This window comes from Kitasatospora sp. GP30, from assembly GCF_029892145.1.
GTDB classification, from domain to species: Bacteria; Actinomycetota; Actinomycetes; order Streptomycetales; family Streptomycetaceae; genus Kitasatospora; species Kitasatospora acidiphila.
In genome coordinates this window covers 80,509-96,950 of sequence record NZ_JARZAH010000019.1, presented here as the reverse complement: position 1 = coordinate 96,950, position 16,442 = coordinate 80,509, and the positions used below count along the sequence as shown (strand labels likewise).

16 protein-coding genes are annotated in these 16,442 nt (G+C 71.9%); 8 read left to right on the top strand and 8 right to left on the bottom strand.

Going from position 1 to position 16,442, the window contains the following annotated elements; genetic code table 11:
- The gene (locus P3T35_RS24260; RefSeq protein WP_101384223.1) at nt 1–1,263 is read left to right on the top strand and encodes a glycosyl hydrolase; all 1,263 of its coding nucleotides are present in this window, start codon (nt 1–3) and stop codon (nt 1,261–1,263) included.
- A 106-nt stretch (nt 1,264–1,369) separates the two neighbouring features.
- Nucleotides 1,370–4,399, top strand: coding sequence for a glycoside hydrolase family 38 C-terminal domain-containing protein (locus P3T35_RS24255; protein WP_101384224.1), 3,030 nt, complete (start codon nt 1,370–1,372; stop codon nt 4,397–4,399).
- Between the two features lie 92 nt (nt 4,400–4,491).
- Here the strand turns inward: P3T35_RS24255 and P3T35_RS40455 are convergent, their stop codons facing one another.
- The 3 genes from P3T35_RS40455 to P3T35_RS24245 all read right to left on the bottom strand — a co-directional run bounded on the left by P3T35_RS40455 (nt 4,492) and on the right by P3T35_RS24245 (nt 5,651).
- Nucleotides 4,492–4,677: a hypothetical protein gene (locus P3T35_RS40455; RefSeq protein ID WP_348533435.1), complete on the bottom strand. Its 186-nt coding sequence runs from the start codon at nt 4,675–4,677 to the stop codon at nt 4,492–4,494.
- Between the two features lie 82 nt (nt 4,678–4,759).
- Entirely contained in the window at nt 4,760–5,038 is a 279-nt protein-coding gene (locus tag P3T35_RS40450; RefSeq protein WP_348533434.1) for a hypothetical protein, read from the bottom strand.
- 115 nt (nt 5,039–5,153) lie between these two features.
- Entirely contained in the window at nt 5,154–5,651 is a 498-nt protein-coding gene (locus P3T35_RS24245) for an ATP-binding protein (RefSeq protein ID WP_101385535.1), read from the bottom strand.
- Between the two features lie 245 nt (nt 5,652–5,896).
- Between P3T35_RS24245 and P3T35_RS24240 the strand changes: the two genes are divergently transcribed.
- The 5 genes from P3T35_RS24240 (at nt 5,897) to P3T35_RS24220 (ending at nt 11,857) form a co-directional block, all read left to right on the top strand.
- Complete coding sequence (locus tag P3T35_RS24240; RefSeq protein ID WP_280707709.1) at nt 5,897–7,282, top strand: hypothetical protein; 1,386 nt, start codon at nt 5,897–5,899, stop codon at nt 7,280–7,282.
- 33 nt (nt 7,283–7,315) lie between these two features.
- A complete protein-coding gene (locus P3T35_RS24235) occupies nt 7,316–8,233 on the top strand; it encodes a phosphotransferase (RefSeq protein ID WP_101384225.1) in 918 nt (305 codons plus the stop codon).
- A gap of 244 nt (nt 8,234–8,477) precedes the next feature.
- Nucleotides 8,478–9,413 (top strand): alpha/beta hydrolase, encoded by a 936-nt coding sequence (locus P3T35_RS24230; RefSeq protein WP_101384226.1) that lies wholly within the window; start codon nt 8,478–8,480, stop codon nt 9,411–9,413.
- Nucleotides 9,414–9,417: 4 nt separating this feature from the next.
- Nucleotides 9,418–10,650: a glycosyltransferase gene (locus P3T35_RS24225; RefSeq protein ID WP_101384227.1), complete on the top strand. Its 1,233-nt coding sequence runs from the start codon at nt 9,418–9,420 to the stop codon at nt 10,648–10,650.
- Between the two features lie 37 nt (nt 10,651–10,687).
- A complete protein-coding gene (locus P3T35_RS24220) occupies nt 10,688–11,857 on the top strand; it encodes a wax ester/triacylglycerol synthase domain-containing protein (protein WP_101384228.1) in 1,170 nt (389 codons plus the stop codon).
- A 70-nt stretch (nt 11,858–11,927) separates the two neighbouring features.
- Here the strand turns inward: P3T35_RS24220 and P3T35_RS24215 are convergent, their stop codons facing one another.
- Nucleotides 11,928–12,593 carry a class II aldolase/adducin family protein gene (locus P3T35_RS24215; RefSeq protein WP_101384229.1) on the bottom strand — a complete coding sequence of 222 codons (666 nt, stop codon included), beginning with the start codon at nt 12,591–12,593 and terminating at the stop codon, nt 11,928–11,930.
- 117 nt (nt 12,594–12,710) lie between these two features.
- On the opposite strand from P3T35_RS24215, the gene P3T35_RS24210 reads away from it, so the two are divergent.
- On the top strand, nt 12,711–13,082 hold the full coding sequence (locus P3T35_RS24210; protein WP_101384230.1) for a MerR family transcriptional regulator: 372 nt from the start codon (nt 12,711–12,713) through the stop codon (nt 13,080–13,082).
- 6 nt (nt 13,083–13,088) lie between these two features.
- Here P3T35_RS24210 and P3T35_RS24205 read toward each other — a convergent pair whose 3' ends face one another.
- The 4 genes from P3T35_RS24205 to P3T35_RS24190 all read right to left on the bottom strand — a co-directional run bounded on the left by P3T35_RS24205 (nt 13,089) and on the right by P3T35_RS24190 (nt 16,397).
- A complete protein-coding gene (locus tag P3T35_RS24205) occupies nt 13,089–13,595 on the bottom strand; it encodes a hypothetical protein (RefSeq protein ID WP_101384231.1) in 507 nt (168 codons plus the stop codon).
- Between the two features lie 55 nt (nt 13,596–13,650).
- Nucleotides 13,651–14,907 carry a serine hydrolase domain-containing protein gene (locus P3T35_RS24200; RefSeq protein ID WP_280707697.1) on the bottom strand — a complete coding sequence of 419 codons (1,257 nt, stop codon included), beginning with the start codon at nt 14,905–14,907 and terminating at the stop codon, nt 13,651–13,653.
- A gap of 153 nt (nt 14,908–15,060) precedes the next feature.
- Nucleotides 15,061–15,723, bottom strand: coding sequence for an ATP-binding cassette domain-containing protein (locus tag P3T35_RS24195; protein ID WP_280707694.1), 663 nt, complete (start codon nt 15,721–15,723; stop codon nt 15,061–15,063).
- On the bottom strand, nt 15,720–16,397 hold the full coding sequence (locus P3T35_RS24190; protein WP_280707692.1) for an ATP-binding cassette domain-containing protein: 678 nt from the start codon (nt 16,395–16,397) through the stop codon (nt 15,720–15,722). Before P3T35_RS24190 ends, P3T35_RS24195 begins: the two co-directional genes overlap by 4 nt.
- Nucleotides 16,398–16,442: the final 45 nt, after the last annotated feature.

The window sequence follows — 16,442 nt, the reverse complement described above, 5'->3', positions numbered from 1 at the left end:
ATGGACAGCATTACTACGGCTCGCCAGGTCAGGTTCGGGGTCAACTACACGCCCAGCCGGGGCTGGTTCCACCACTGGCTGGACTTCGACCTGGACTCGGTGCGCGCCGACCTGGACGCGATCGCCGGGCTCGGCCTGGACCATCTGCGGGTCTTCCCGCTCTGGCCGCTCTTCCAGCCCAACCGCACGCTGATCCGGCCGCGCGCGCTCGAACAGCTCGGGGAGTTGGTGGACGCGGCCGGCGAGCGAGGGCTGGCCGTCGCGGTGGACGGGCTGCAGGGCCACCTCTCCAGCTTCGACTTCCTGCCCGCCTGGACCCAGACCTGGCACCGGCGCAACCTCTTCACCGACCCGGAGGTGGTGGACGGTCAGGCCGCCTACCTGTGGGCGCTCGGCGCGGCGCTGGCCGACCGGCCCAACTTCCTCGGCCTGACCATCGGCAACGAGTTCAACCAGTTCTCCGGCGAGCCGCACCCGGACCCGGATCGGATCACCCCCGGCCAGGCCGCCGACTGGCTGCACCGGCTGCTGGCCGCCTGCGAGTCGGGAGCACCGGGCCGGCTGCACCTGCACGCCGCATATGACGCCGCCTGGTACCAGGACGACCATCCCTTCACGCCCGCGCATGCCGCCACGATCGGTGCGGTGACCGCCGTGCACTCCTGGGTCTTCAACGGCACCGCGCAGCGCCACGGCCCGTACGCCACGGCCACCGCCCAGCACGCCGCCTACCTGGTGGAGCTGGCGAAGGCCTGGGCCGTCGACCCGCACCGGCCGGTCTGGCTGCAGGAGGTCGGCGCGCCCGCCCCGCACATCGCGCCCGAGGACGCCGGCCGCTTCACCGAGGCCACCGTGGCGGCGGTGCTGGACTGCCCCGACCTGTGGGGCGTCACCTGGTGGTGCTCGCACGACGTGGACCGCGCTCTGGCCGACTTCCCGGAGTTGGAGTACGGGCTGGGCCTGTTCACCAACGAGGGCCGGGTCAAGCCGGCCGGCCGGGTGCTCGCCGAGCTGGTGGCGGCGGCCCGGACCGAGCCGCCCCGCCCGCGCCCGCGTGCCGTCGCGCTGGTGCTCGACCTGCCGGTGGAGGTGAGCAAGCGCTCGGTCACCGCCCCCGGCGGCGCGTTCTTCGAGGCCTTCATGGACCTGGCCGCCACCGGCGAGCGACCCGCCGTGGTGCTGGCCGACCGCGCGTCGGACCGCGACTACCTCGGCGCACGGAGTATCACCGACCTGATCACCGTCGACACCGCCCACCGCTGACGTCCCGCCGACCGCTGACGCCCCGCCAGCTCGCCCGCCACCGCAGCCGCCGCCCCGCCAGCTCGCCCCGACCACATCCCTCAGCCACGGATTTGGAGTCCAGCCCATGCACGATGACCGCTCCCTGGTCGAGGCCCGCCTCAAGCGGGTGCTGGACGAGCGGATCCGCCCCGCCGTCTACCCCGAGTCGGTGCCACTCCAGGTCGGCATCTGGACCGCTCCCGGTGAGCCCGTCCCGGTCGCCGAGGGCCTGGCCGCCCCGCGCACCCCGCTCACCGTCGGCCAGGCCTGGGGCGCGCCCTGGGGCACCAGCTGGCTGACCGTCAGCGGCACGGTGCCCGTCGGCTGGGCGGGCCGCACCGTCGAGGCACTGCTCGACCTGGGCTTCGACGAGAACATGCCCGGCTTCCAGTGCGAGGGCCTGGTCTACCGCTCGGACGGCACACCGGTGAAGGGCCTCAACCCGCGCAACCAGTGGGTGCGGATCGCCGATTCGGCCGCCGGTGGCGAGGCGGTGGAACTGCACATCGAGGCGGCCGCCAACCCGGTGATCCTCGACTACCACCCGTTCCTGCCCACCGACCTCGGCGACAAGGCGACCGCCGGCAGTGCTCCGCAGTACAAGATCACCCGGATGGACCTCGCTGTCTTCGACCCGGTGGTGTACGAGCTGGTGCTCGACCTGGAGGTGCTCGGCGAGCTGATGGCCGAACTGCCCACCGACGGTGCCCGTCGCTGGGAACTGCTGCGCGCCGTCGAACGCGCCCTCGACGCGGTCGATCTGCAGGACGTCAACGGCACGGCCCCGGCGGCCCGAACCGAGCTGGCGGGAGTGCTGGCGGCCCCCGCCGTGCCGTCCGCCCACCGGATCAGCGCCGTCGGCCACGCGCACATCGACTCCGCCTGGCTCTGGCCGCTCCGCGAGACCGTCCGCAAAGTGGCCAGGACCTGCGCCAACATGACCGCGCTGGTCGCCGAGCACGCCGAGTTCATCTACACCATGTCCCAGGCCCAGCAGTACGCCTGGATCAAGGAGCACCGCCCCGAGGTCTACGCCGAGGTCAAGAAGGCCGTGGCCGAGGGCCGGTTCGTGCCCGCCGGCGGCATGTGGGTGGAGTCCGACACCAACATGCCGGGCTCGGAGGCGATGGCCCGGCAGTTCGTCCACGGCAAGCGGTTCTTCCTCGACGAGTTCGGCGTGGAGAACGAGGAGGCCTGGCTGCCCGACACCTTCGGCTTCACCGCAGGCCTGCCGCAGATCATCAAGGCCGCCGGCAGCAAGTGGCTGCTCACCCAGAAGATCTCCTGGAGCCAGGTCAACACCTTTCCGCACCACACCTTCTGGTGGGAGGGCATCGACGGCACCCGGATCTTCACCCACTTCCCTCCGATCGACACCTACAACTGCTCCATGAAGGGCAGCGAAATCGCCCATGCCGCCCGCAACTTCAAGGAGAAGGGACGGGCTTCGCACTCGCTCGCCCCGACCGGGTGGGGCGACGGCGGTGGCGGCACCACCCGCGAGATGGTCGGCAAGGCGGCCCGGCTGCGCGACCTGGAGGGCTCGGCCACCGTGCGCTGGGAGCGGCCCGCCGAGTTCTTCGCCAAGGCCCAGGCGGAGTACCCCGAACCGCCGGTCTGGGTCGGCGAACTGTACCTCGAACTCCACCGGGCCACCCTCACCAGCCAGGCCCGCACCAAGCAGGGCAACCGGCGCAGCGAGAACCTGCTGCGGGAGGCGGAGCTGTGGGCCGCCACAGCGGCGGTGCGGTGCGGGCTCCCTTACCCCTACCAGCAGTTGGACCGGATCTGGAAGACCGTGCTGCTGCACCAGTTCCATGACATCCTGCCCGGATCGTCGATCGCCTGGGTGCACCGGGAGGCGGAGGCGACCTACGCCACGGTCGCGGAGGAGCTGGAAGAGCTGATCGGCGCGTCCCAGCGTGCGCTGGCTGGTGACGGATCGTCAGAAATCGCCTTCAATGCGGCCCCGCACGACCGCGGCGCAGTGCCGGCCGGCGGGGCTGACACCGTCGCGCCCGCAAAGGGGAGTTGCACCGCCGAGCCGTCCCCCGACGGCGGCTTCACCCTCTCCAACGGCCTGGTGCGCGTGGTGGTGGACGCGCGCGGCCTGGTGGTCTCGCTGTACGACATGGCCGCCGAGCGGGAGGCCGTGGCCCCCGGAACAGCCGCCAACCTGCTGCAACTGCACCCCGATTTCCCCAACATGTGGGACGCCTGGGACGTGGACCAGTTCTACCGCAACACCGGCACCGACCTCACGGACGCCGACTCGGTGGTGCTGGCCGCCGACGGCCCCCAGGCGGTCGCCGTCAAGGTGACCCGGTCGTTCGGCAAGTCAACGGTGCTGCAGACCCTCACGCTCACCGCCGGCGCCAAGCGGCTGGACCTGGACACCGAGGTGGACTGGTACGAGACCGAGAAGTTCCTCAAGGTCGCCTTCCCACTCGACCTGCACACCGACCGGTACGCGGCCGAGACCCAGTTCGGCCACCTGCACCGGCCCACCCACACCAACACCAGTTGGGAGGCCGCCAAGTTCGAGGCCTGCAACCACCGCTTCGTCCATCTCACCGAACCCGACTGGGGCGTGGCCCTGGTCACCGCCTCCACCTACGGCCACGATGTCACCCGCACCGTGCGCACCGCCGACCGCGGCACCACGACCACGGTGCGCGCCTCCCTGCTGCGCGCACCGCGGTTCCCCGACCCGCACACCGACCAGGGGCGGCACGTCTTCCACCACGCCCTGGTCCCAGGCGCGACCCTCGCCGACGCGGTGCGCGAGGGCTACCGGATCAACCTGCCGGAGCGGCGAGTCAGCGGCTCCAACGCGGTGGAGCCGCTGGTGACGGTGGACCAGGACGCGGTAGTGGTGAGCGCCGTGAAGCTGGCCGACGACCAGAGCGGCGATCTGGTGGTACGGCTCTACGAGGCGCACGGCGCCAGGTCGCGGGCGCGGCTGCGGACGTCATTCCCCGTCGCCCGCATCGACGGATGCGACCTCCTGGAGCGCCCGCAGCACCAACTGCCGCTGGATGCCCGCGGGATCGAACTGACCCTGCGCCCGTTCGAGCTGGTCACGCTGCGGCTGGCTCGCACCAACGGCGGTTGAACCACCGCCTGTTGAGCACGCTCCCGCTCAACAGGCGACCACCAGAGGCGAAAGCCGCCCGGGTAGGCTCCCCGGGCGGCCGCGAGTCGAACTCAGGTCCACTGATCCGAGGCCTTGACGCCCGGCAGGGGCTTGCCGATCAGGGCGAGCGGGATGAAGAAGTTGACGTGGCCGATCGCGAGAGCGAGGGTGACCAGGGCCTTCTCGTCGTAGTGCGCGGCCGCGCGGGCGAAGAGCGCGGCGGGGACGCGCTCGCCGTGGGTGGTGGGCTGCAGCACGGCCCACCAGGGCGAGCGCGACGGCCTCGGCCTCGGTGAAGTACGGGGCGTCCTGCCAGGAGGCGACGGCGTCGATGCGCTCCTAGGACTCCCCGGCCGCACGCAGGCTCTCGGTGTGCAGCGCGGTCAGGTGAGTGTTGCCGACGATCTGACCGGCCCGCAGTTGGATCAGGTCGATGGTGCCCTGCGGCACCGAACCGTTGCTGACGGCCTTGTACAACGCGCCGGCCGCCGCGCCCAGTTCGGGAACCAGCTTGACCGGGTTGGACAGCCGGGAGGCGGTCACGGTGGGGGCGGTGGTGGCCTCGGTGCCGTTGGTCTCGGTGATGGTGGTCTCGGTGATGGTGGTCTCGATCGCCATGGTGCTGGTCTCCTTCGCCCGGTGCGGTTGTCGTTGCCTTCACTGCCTCGACGGACCGCGGCGACCGGATGTGACAGCCGATCGGAAAACCTTTCGAGCGAGGGATGACGGACCGTCAGGGGCGCAGCGCCAATGGCACGAGGGTGTCCGTTCTCGGCCAGCCGTGCGGGGGCTCCTGGGCCGCGTGACGTGCGGGGAGGCGGTCGAGCCCCTGCAATGGCAGCTCGAACCAGACGCGTTTGCCGCCGCCGCACGGGTCCGGCTCGCACCCATGGGCCGCGGCGAGTTCCGCGACCAGTTGCATGCCGCGCCCGTGCTCGTCGTCCGTGTCGAACGGGCCGAGCACCGGCCGACCGAGCCCGGGGTCACTGACGGAGACCCGCAGGCGGTGGGTGTCGTGGTGCACATCGGCCTCGATGGTGAGCCACTGAGCCGGGTTCCCGCCGCCGGCGCCGTGCAGCACGCCGTTGGTCGCCACCTCGGAGATCAGCAGCCGCAGTGTGAAGTCCTCGTCGTCGGAGAGCGGCACACCGGCCGTGCGCAGATCGGCGGCCAACCTGGCCCGGATCGCACGGACTTCCGAGCTGGTAGCAGTGGTCGTGAACTTCACCATGGGCATCGCGGTCCTCCCAGGGGCGTACCAGTTGACCCGGGCAGGGTCCGCTGCGGATTCGGCAAGGTTGACCGCGGCATGGCCTGCTCGGCAACCGCAAGAAATTGGGGGTTTCGCCGCGAAGTTGGGGGTTCTCCTGGTAAGACGTCAAAATCCCCGATTTTCCCGGGATTTAGCATGATCCCTCGGGGCATCTCACTACTCTGGAGAGTCATTCGGTCACACAAGGTGGTGAAGACGGGTTGGTGCACAGCCTGTCCTGCTCCCGGGAGATCCGCCGTCGCGCGGTTGTCGAGGAGTGGGGCGTCGAACGGATCGTCGAGGCGATCGCCGCGTGCTGCGGCATCAGCCGGCTGCGTGCGCACCGGCTCGGCCGGGGGTGGACGCTGACCGAGGCGATCAGCGAACTGCGCGTGCTCTGCCGCGCGACCGGCCTCTCCGCGCCCGGCACCAACGAGGAGCAGCTCCGGGCCTGGGAGACGTCGGCGCGCCAACCGCGCGCCCGCACCGTCGATCTGCTCTGCCGGCTCTACGCCACGGATCCGGCCGGACTGGGCCTGATCGGCGACTACCGGCCCGAGGACCGCCCGGCCGCGCCAGCCACGGCCGACAGCTGCCTGCCGCCCTGTCCGCCGCCGGTCACGGCCGCGCCGCCACCGGCGGGTGATGCGATCGAGGTGGTCGTGGACGCCGTCCGCCGCTCGGTCGAGCGGACTCTCGCGCTCACCACGGTCAGCGCGACCCAGCTGGAGGTGCTGGACGAACGCCTGCTCGGACTGCGCCAGGCCTATGTGTACACGCCGCCGACCGAGATGCTCGCCCAACTGCTGGGCGACCTGGAGGAGATCAGAACGCTCGCCGAGGAGCGCCAGCCGGCCGGCGTGCAGGTGCGCTTGTCGGAGATGACGGCACTGGTCGCCACGCTGGTCGCGGACGCCCTGATGAAGCTCGGGCGGGTGCAGCAGGCGCAACGGTGGTACGGCACGGCGCGAACCGCGGCCGATGACTCCGGCAACTGCGAGTTGCGCGCCCGCGTGCGCGCCCAGGCGGCCATGCTCCCCTACTACTACGGTCCGTTGGACAGCGCCGTCGACCTGGCCCGGCAGGCCCGGCTGCTCAACCGCAACCGTCCGACCGCGACCGGCGTCCTGGCGGCCGCCGCCGAGGCGCGGGCGCTGGCCCGGCGCGGCAGCGCGGACGAGGCGCGGGCGGCGATCCGCCAGGCGCAGGACCTCTTCGAGCGCTGCCGGCACGGCCAGGTGGACGACGCCTGGGCCTTTCCCGAGCGCCGCCTCTACCTCTATCTGAGCGGCACCTACACCTACCTCGGCGCGGCAGCCCAGGCGCGCGCTGCCCAGCAGCAGGCACTGCGCCTCTACCCGGGCCAGGCCGGCATCGATCCGGCGCTGCTGCGCCTGGAGGAGGCGATCTGCCTCGCACAGGAGCGAAGTCTGGCCGAGGCGTGCGAACTTGCTAGCCACACCTATCTGCAGGTCCCCGCCGCACATCGGACGGATATCCTCGGCTCGCGTGCCAACGATGTGATCGAGATGGTTCCGCAACAGTTCCGATCTGTTCGGGTGGTGCGGGAGTTGGGCGAGATCCTGATGTTGCCTGCCGGTACGAGGTGACAGTGGAGTGGCTCATCGGCCAGCCTTACCCCCATGAGCGCACTCGCCTCGTTGAGCGCACCGCCCCTGGTGGGCGGTTTCGCCGAGCTCGACGTCCATCGCATCCTCGACACCGCCTGTCGCCGTGCCGGCCTCGATCCAACGGGCGCAACTCTGCTACGTGGTCACACCAATGCGGTCTTCCGGCTGCGCACGGCCCCGGTGGTGGTGAAGATCGCCCGACGCGGGTCCTGCCCGACCCAGGTCCAACGAAGCGTCCAACTGGTCGAGTGGCTGGCCGGTTTGGACTTCCCGACCGTTCCGCTCCATCCGGTCCGCCAGCCGGTCGTGATCGACGGCCAGGCAACGACCTTCTGGAGACACCTACCGCAGCCCGACCAGCCCGTCCACGCGGAACAGCTCGCCGCCCCGCTCCGCATGCTCCACCAACTCCCGCATCCGCCGTTCCGGATCCCCGAGCTGGACACGGTCGGTGCCATCCGGCGCTCCCTCGACGTGATCACCGTGCTGCCCGCCGAGGACGTGGACTTCCTCGCCCGCCGGCTGCGGCACCTCGAAAGGCAGCTTGCCGACCTGGTGTTCGTGCTTCCGTCCGGGCTGCTGCAGGGCGACCCGCAGCACCGCAACGCCCTGCACGACGGCGGCCGCGCCGTCCTCTGCGACTGGGACACCATCTGCTACGGCACGCCGGAGCTGGACCTGGTCACCATCGAGATCCACTGCCGCCGCTTCGGCTACGGCCGCGCCCACTACGAGGCGTTCGCCAGGGCCTATGGCTTCAACGTCACCCATTGGGACGGCTACCCGGTGCTGCGGGACCTGCGCGAGCTGCGGATGATCACCACCAACGCCAAGCGGGCGGCGATCGGCTCGTTCACCCAGGAGGAGGTGATCCGGCGCGTCGACGGGCTGCGGCGCGACGATTACGGGCTCCGCTGGCGGATCCTCTAGCAACGGCCCCACCCGGAACCCCGCCCGCCCTCGGGCCGGGGTTCCTTGGCATTACCCGCCATTTCTCGCATCGTATGACTGTATATCGCCAGCCAATCTGACCATCTGTCATTTGAATATCTCTGGCTGGCCCGGTGGTGTTCGTGGAAATTATTTCCATGCCGGTGCAACACGCCGATTTTCAACGGAGTCCGACCTTGTGAAGCTGCCATGATGATGCCAATCCTGAAGTCGGGAAGGGTACATGAGGTCAGTGACAGCACCCGCCGCTGCCGGTCGGGCCGACGGCCGGCACGAGGTCGTGGTGACGCGACACCAATGGCGCGGCCATTCCTATGAGGCGCGGTATGTCCGCGGTGCCTCGTCGCGGACCGCACCCCTGGTGCTGGTGGGTGGCGCATTCCAGACCAAGGAGGGCTGGGGCCGACTGGAACGCGAGTTCCTGGCCTTCGCCGATGTGCTCGCCGTCGACCTGCCGGGGTGGGGGAGCAGCCCCGTCCTTCCCGAGCAGTACGGCACCGACTTCCTCTCGGACGCCCTCAGCCAGATCCTCGACGACCTCGAACTGCCCGAGGTGAACCTGCTCGGCGGCTCCTACGGCAGCGCGGTCGTCTACCGGCTCGCGCAGCGGCAACCCGACCGAGTGGCCAAGACGGTGCTGGCCGGCACCATGATGCGGATCCCCGAGCAGGCGCACGCCCCCATCCGCCGCAGCCTCGAACTGCTGGCGACGGGGGAGATGGACGAGTTCGCCGAGGTGACGCTCGGCATGCTGATCAACGCCGACACCGTCGCCTCGGTGGTCGCCGGCGCCCGGGTGCGGCGGTTCCTGCAGCGCCGGCTGCTGAACATGACGCCCCGCGACAAGCAGCAGTTCATCGCCAACAGCCGCCGCCTGCTCCAGCACGAAGGCCTCGACCTGCGCCACCCGCCGACCATGCCCGTACTCGCGATCGTCGGCGAGCACGACAACTTCACCACCCCCGAGCGCTGCCGAGCCCTCGCACGGACCTGCCCCGACAGCCGGTTCGCCGTGGTGGCCGATGCCGACCACATGCTCCCGGTCGAACGGCCCGTTGAACTCGCCGACCTGGTCCGGCGGTTCCTCCTCGGCGAGCCGCTGGACGATGTCGGCTACTGCCGAACCGTCGAGCGCATCGCGCCGCTGGTGCTGGTCTGACCGGATGAGGATCCAGCTCGTCACGGTCGGCACCACCGGCTCAGTGGCCCCCTACAGCGGCCTGGCGCACCGACTGCTGGCCGACGGCCATGACGTCGAACTGGCAACCCACGCCCGCTTCGAGAGCCTGGTGTCCTGCTGCGGGCTGCGCATCCGGCCGATCGACGCGGATCCGTTCGAGGCACTGCTCGGCGCGCACAGCCGGCGGGGCAGCGGCCCGCCCGCCCTGCGCGCATTGCGGGGCGCCGGCCAACGGGCCGCACTCGACCTGGTCGACGGGATCCTGGCCGCCATCGACCCCAAAGCGGACCTGATCCTGCTCTCGACCCTCGCGGCCCCGATCGGCTCGGTGGTGGCCCGCTACCACCGGATCCGGACTGTCGGAGCCTTCCTGCAACCGGACGTGCCCAGCCGGGAGTTCGCCCCCTGCTCGATGGCCTGGCGAGGACCCGCCCGCGCCAACCCGCTGCGGGCGCGGCTCGCGAACGCCGCCTTCGACTCCCTCTACGACGCGGCCGTCCGCGCAGTGCACCAGCGGCTCGGCCTGGCGCCGGCCGGCAGCCACCGGCTGCGCACGACCAGGGAACGCGACAACTGGCCGATCTGGCACGGCTACAGCCCCACGGTGCTGCCCCGGCCCTCGGACTGGCGGTCCGGACTGCGGGTGGCGGGCTACTGGTGGCCGCACGAGTGTCCGAGGTGGCAACCACCCGCCCTGCTCGCCGACTTCCTGGCGGCCGGCCCGCCACCCGTGCTGATCGGCTTCGGCAGCATGATGCCCGGCGACCCGGAGCAGCTGAGCCACCTCGCCGCCGGTGCCCTGCGCCGGGCCGGGCTGCGGGGCATCGTCCAGTCGGGCTGGGCCGGTCTGGACGTGATCGACGACGACATCATCACCGTCGACGCCGTCCCGCACGGCTGGTTGATGCCCCGCACCGCCGCCGTGGTCCACCATGCCGGTGCGGGCACCACGGCTGCCGGCCTGCGCGCCGGGGTGCCGGCCGTACCCGTGCCGGTGATGACCGACCAACCCTGGTGGGCGGCGCGGCTGGTGGAGCTGGGAGTAAGCGAACAGGCGATCTCCTACCGCGAGTTGACCGAGAGCCGATTGGCCGACGCGCTGCTGGCGGCGACCCGGGACGGAGCGCTGCGGCGCAGCGCGGCGGGCCTCGCGCGCGTCCTGCAACGGGAGGACGGAGCCGGCGGTGTCGCGGACGCCATCGCACGACTCGGCTGAGCCGGCCGGCGGCAGGGGGGCGGTGGAGTCGGCAGCGATGCCGCCGCTGGATGCGTGGTTCCACCGACAGCAGAGCAGCGGTGCGGCGTGCATGACGGTCGGATACGCGGCTTGGTTCGACGGTCCGCCGCCCACGCTGACCCAGTTGCGGGCGCGGGTGCGGCAACGGCTCGGTGGGTTCCGGCGGTTGCGCGCCGTACCAGTGGCCGAGGGCGACAACTGGCCGCACTGGCAAGAGGGTCCGGCATTCGAGGCCGACCACCACCTGACGGCCTCCGGTGAACTGATCCCTCTGCTGACTGAGCCGCTCCCCGCCGGACGGCCGCCCTGGCAACTGCATCTGCTTCCGGACGCCGATGGGTTCGCACTGCTGCTGCGCGCCCACCACGCCCTGCTGGACGGGCAGTCGCTCAGCATCATGCTGAACGTGCTGCTGGACCCCGCCCCTGAGCACCGCCCACGGCCGCAGGCCCCCCCGCCCTCACTCGCCCGGAAGGTGGCCTGGGCGCTGGACGACCTCCTCCCCAAGGCCCGGCCACTCCCGTTCCACGGCCGGCTGGGCCCGGGCCGCCACCTCGCCTTCACCGGACTGCCGAGCGAGCTGCTGACCGCCGCACGCCACGCACTCGGCGCCCGGAAGACCTCGAACACGGCTGTGCTCCTCACCGCGATCGCGGGCGCCCTCCGGGAGTCGGGCCTGACCGGCTCACCCGCCTGTGCCATGGTCCCGGTCGACGTCCGCACCGCCGACCAGCCCACCCTGCTCGGCAACCACTACGCCACCGTGCGCCTGCCGCTCCCGGCCCACCCCGACCCGGGGCGGCGCCTGGCCGCCCTTGAGCACCGGATCCGCCGCACCGACTTACGCCAACGCGCCTTGTTCCAGGCTGACTTGGTCGCCGCCCGCCCTCGCCGCGTCACCGCCTTCGGCACCGCAGCCGGCCGCTACGTCGACTCCCCCCACTACTTCTCCCTCCTCTGCACCAGCCTCCCCGCCGCGCCCGGTGCCGCCGCCACCCTCGACACCGCCCGCCTCACCGCCGCCGCCCTCCTCCCGCCCCTCGGCCCCTCCCACCCACTCGCCGTCTCCCTGACCCACCACCCCGCCGGCGCCGTCCTGACCACCCTCACCGACCGCACCCGCGCCGCCCTGGCCGCCCCGTTCAACGCCGCCGTCACCGACCAGCTGCGGCACCTGGCGAAGTGAGGGCGCTCAGGGCGGAGCGATCGTCAACGCGCCCGGCGTGACGCGGCGGGCCGGCCGCTGGTGCCGTCGCTCATCGGGTGACCCGGGCCATCGAGGCCCGGACGGCCTCCAGGGCGCCCTCGGGGAAGTCCACGGCGCCGCCGAGCGCCCGCGCGGCGAGCTCCGCCTCGGCGCTCTCCTCGATCGCGACCACCAGGTGGGCGGCTGCCGCGGCATCCGGGCCGAACGCCAGCAGACCGTGGTTGGCCAGCAGGACGGCGGACGTCGTCGGCCGCTCGGCCAGGATCGCGGCGATGCCCCGCACCGAGACGTCCGACCCGCGCGGCCCCCACGGCACCACCGGCACCTCCTCGGCCTGGCCGAACCGCAGCAGCGGCTCGGTGCGGCACGGCAGCGGCCGGTGGGCGACGGCGAAGGCCGTCGCGGCGGGCGAGTGGGTGTGGATGACGGCCCCCACCTGCGGGCGGGCCCGGTAGACCACGCTGTGCATCGCGATCACCTCCGCTGCGGAGGGGCTCATCTCTCCGGTCAGGACCTGCCCGTCCAGGCTGATGGTCGCCAACTGGTCGGCCGCCAGGTCGTGGACGGACCCCGGGCTCATCAGGAAGCGCTCGCCGTCCAGCCGGGCGCTCAGGTTGGCGTGCCCGGAGTGCGACATCACTCCCGCCGCGAACAGCTGCCGGGCGGCCGCGACGACCTGGTCGGCCCGCTCCTGGGCCATGCCTGCGCTGGTCATCCCATCATCTCCTCGTGCTCTGCCGGCGGCCGCTCCAGTGCTGCCGCCGTGCGCACAAGCAACTGTGTGACTTGAACTATGGTTCAAGTCAAGCGACACACGAGGAGGCGCGGTGCGATGCGGATGACGATCGGTCAGCTCGCCGAGATCACCGAGGTGCCCGCGTCGGCCATCCGCTTCTGGGAGCGCCACGGCCTGCTGCCCGCGCCCGAACGGCAGGGCGGCCAGCGGCGGTATCCACCGGAGGCCGCCCTGCGCATAGTGATCCTGCGCAAGTTCCAGCAGGCCGGGCTGACCCTGGCCGAGATCGGCGAGTTCCAGCAGGACCGCCCCCGCCGGCAGGCCATGATCCGCGCCAAGGTCGCCGAGGTCGAGCAGCGCATGCTCGACCTCGAGCACGCGCACCAGCTGCTGACGCACGCCCTCCAGTGCGGCGAGCAGGACATCGTCAGCTGCCCGACCTTCCGGGAGCAGCTGGCGACCTGGTAGCCGTGGTCAGTCGCGGCGGGTCGACGCCGTCCGATGGGGAATCGGCGCGCGACGCTCCGCCTTCTTCGGTGGCTCGGTGAGCCGGGCGGCGACCTCGGGGGTCTGTGCGGCCCAGGCGGCGGTGAGGGCCAGGGCGCCGACCAGGGTGAACGCGACCACGCTGTAGCCCCAGTACGGCACCAGCCACCTGGGGGCGATCGTGAGCACCGCCGGAACGGCCGCGGTGAGGACCGCGGCGACCCGGATCTTCATCCTGGCGTCGACCTCACGGCGGCGCCACGATGCCAGCGCCCACCACCAGAGGAGAGGCGGCAGCACGCTGCCGAGCAGCAGCGGAAAGAACATGATCAGCGCCAGTTCGCCGGCGAACCGCCCCTCCCCCTCGTGGTGGGCGTAGGTGTTCTCGACCAACCAGCAGTAGAGCGCGAGCACGCCGACCGTGAAGGCTGACCAGAGCACCAGTTGGCCGACCGTCAGCCACCTGGTGATCCGGACCGTCCCGAGCGACCTCATGTGTCCCCCCATCTGTGCGAACTGACCGGGATCACCCTAGGTCAGCGCGGCGACGTCAGGGCTTCTGCTGACCGATCCCGAACGCAGCTGTGGCGATTCCGTACCAGTACGGCGCCTCGGCGCCGTCCAGGCCCGTCGGGTTGACGGAGTAGACCACGGTGCGGCTGAGGTCGCGGGTGGCGAAGACGCCGCTGGTCCAGCCGGGACGGGAGCCGGTCTTGCCCCAGACCACCAGGCCGTTCAGCTCGGCGCGCTCCAGACCCATGCTCATGCAGGCGCGGCCGGCGGTGGGGCCGGTGTTGCAGTGGCTGCTCTGGTAGTCGGGGACGTCGGGGACGGTGAACAGCAGCTCCTCCTGGGCGGGCGGGAGCAGCCGGCCGCGGAAGAGCGCGTCGAAGAGGCGGGACAGGTCGGGGGCGCTGGAGATCAAGCCGCCCTCGGCCCACGGCCACGGGCTCTGCTCGGTCACGTCCACCTGGTGCGAGCCGCCGTCGGCGTCCTGCACGGTCAGGTAGGGGTGGGCCGCGGCGTCCGGCAGGCGCGGGTCGTCGGCCTTCGGGACGGAGGTGTCGTGCAGGCCGAGGGGCTGGATGATGCGCCGATGCACCTCCTGGGCATAGCTGTGGCCGGTGACCTTCTCGATGATCATCCCGGCCACGAAGGTGTTCATCCCGTTGTACTGCTGCGCGGTGCCGGGCTGGAAGCTCATCTGCTCACCGGCCATCCCGGCGACGATCTGCTGCGGCGTCCAGCTGTCGAACCGGTGGTCGGCGAACCAGCCGGTGCCCCCGTTGCCCCAGCCGACCGAACCGCCGGGCAACCCGCTGGTGTGGTTGAGCAGTTGACCCACCTTGATCGGCGGGAAGCCGGCGGGCAGCACGCCGGGCAGGTACTGCTGGACGGTGCCGTCCAGGTCCACCTTGCCCTCGGCGGCCAGCTGCAGCATCACGGTGGCTGTGAACACCTTGGAGATCGAGCCGATCCGGAACCGGCCGTCCGGGTTGATGCCCGGGCCCGATGCGCCGGTGAACTTCCCCGCACTGCCGGTGACTTGGACGAACCCGCCGGAGACATCCGCCGCCGGGCGGTCGGCCAGCGCCTGCCGGATCGCCGCCGGGTCCAGCGGCGGCAGCGCGGTGGTCGACGCACTCACCGACGCGCTCACCGACGCACTCGGGGAAGCACCCGCGGACGCAGTCGCGCCGAGCGGCGCGGCGCTCGCCGGGGAGGTCACGCCGACGGCGAGTGCGGCGGTGAGGGCAGCGGCGGCGGCCGCGGTGGTCCAACGAGTACGGGTGACGGGGCTCTTCACAGCGGATTCTCTCCGAGTCAGGGATGAGGGCCGGTGGCGTTCCGGCTCGTCGAAGAGTCTGCCGGTCAACGATGCGTCAGCCATCGGGGATCCGCCCTGATCGGACCCCGGCTTCAAGATCAGGGTTTTCCCTCACGAACGGCTGACCAGGCGTCAGGGTGCTCGGAACCGCGACCCCGCCCGCAACTCGCCCGCCTCGCCCTGCCAGACGACCCGGCCGCGCTCCAGCACATGGACCAGCGCGCTCGGCGGTGCCCAGGCGGGGAGCGTGCGGGCGGTCAACAGGGCGGTGCGGGTGGCGAGTTGGTCATGCAGTCGGGCGCTGACCGCCGGGGCCAGGCCGCGGTCCGGCTCGTCCAGCAGCAGCACGGCCGGGTCGGTGAGCAATGCACGGGCCAGGGCCAGGAGTTGCTGCTGCCCGCCGGAGAGCACGGTGGCCCGGCGGGGGAGCAGCGGAGCCAACTCGGGGAAGACGTCGAGGATCGGCTGCGGTGGCCGACCGGTCAGGGCCAGGGTCTCGGCCACCGTGAGAGCGGGGAAGACCGCGCGGCGGGCCGGCACCAGCACCACCCCGAGGGCGGCCCGCCGGTGCGGGGGCAGTGAGCCGATGTTGCGCCCGTCGAGCAGCACCGCGCCACCGCTGGGCCGCACCAGCCCGGCCAGCGTCTCCAGCACGGCGGTGCGACCGGACCCGTTGCGCCCGATCAGGAAGCCGAGCCGGTCGGCCGGGCAGCTGATGTCCACCCCGGCCAGACGCACCGCCGAGCCCTGGTGCACGGTGACCCCGAGGAGCGCGAGCCGCAGCGGCGTGGTCACCAGAGCCTCCGCACCCGCTCGTCGGCCAGCACCTCGGCGATCGTGCCGGTGGTCACCACCCGGCCGGTGTCCAGTACATACGCCCGGTGCGCGAGCCGGGCCACCAGGGCCAGATCGTGCTCGACCAGCAGCACCGCGGCACCCTCCTCCGCCGTCATCGCCAACACCTGTGCCACCCAGGCGACTTGGGCTGCATCAAGGCCCACCGACACCTCGTCCACCAGCAGCACCCGGGGTCCGCCGGCCAGCGCCCGCCCCAGCTCCACCAGCCGCAGCACCCCGAGCGGCAGCCCGGCGACCGGACGCGCGGCCAGCTCGGCCAGCCCGAGCAGCCGCAGCACCCCCGTGACCCGGGTGCGCCCGACGGCCCCCGTGGCACCGTGGTGCTCCGCGCCGACCAGTACGTTCTGCGCCACCGTCAGCCCCGGGAAGACGGCCACCTGCTGGAAGGTCCTGGCCAGCCCGAGCCGGGCCCGCCGATGGCAGGGCGCCCGGGTGACGTCACGAGCGCCGAGCAGGATCCGGCCGCCATCGGGCCGGGCCACCCCGCTGAGGCAGTCCAGCAGCACGCTCTTGCCCGCGCCGTTGGGGCCGACCAGCGCGGTGACCTGACCGGGCGCCAGGTCCAGGTCGACACCGTCCACCACCGCGACACCGCCGAGCCGGCGGGTCACGGACCGGACCCTCAGAACGGACCGGGCACTCAAGACGGGCCCTGA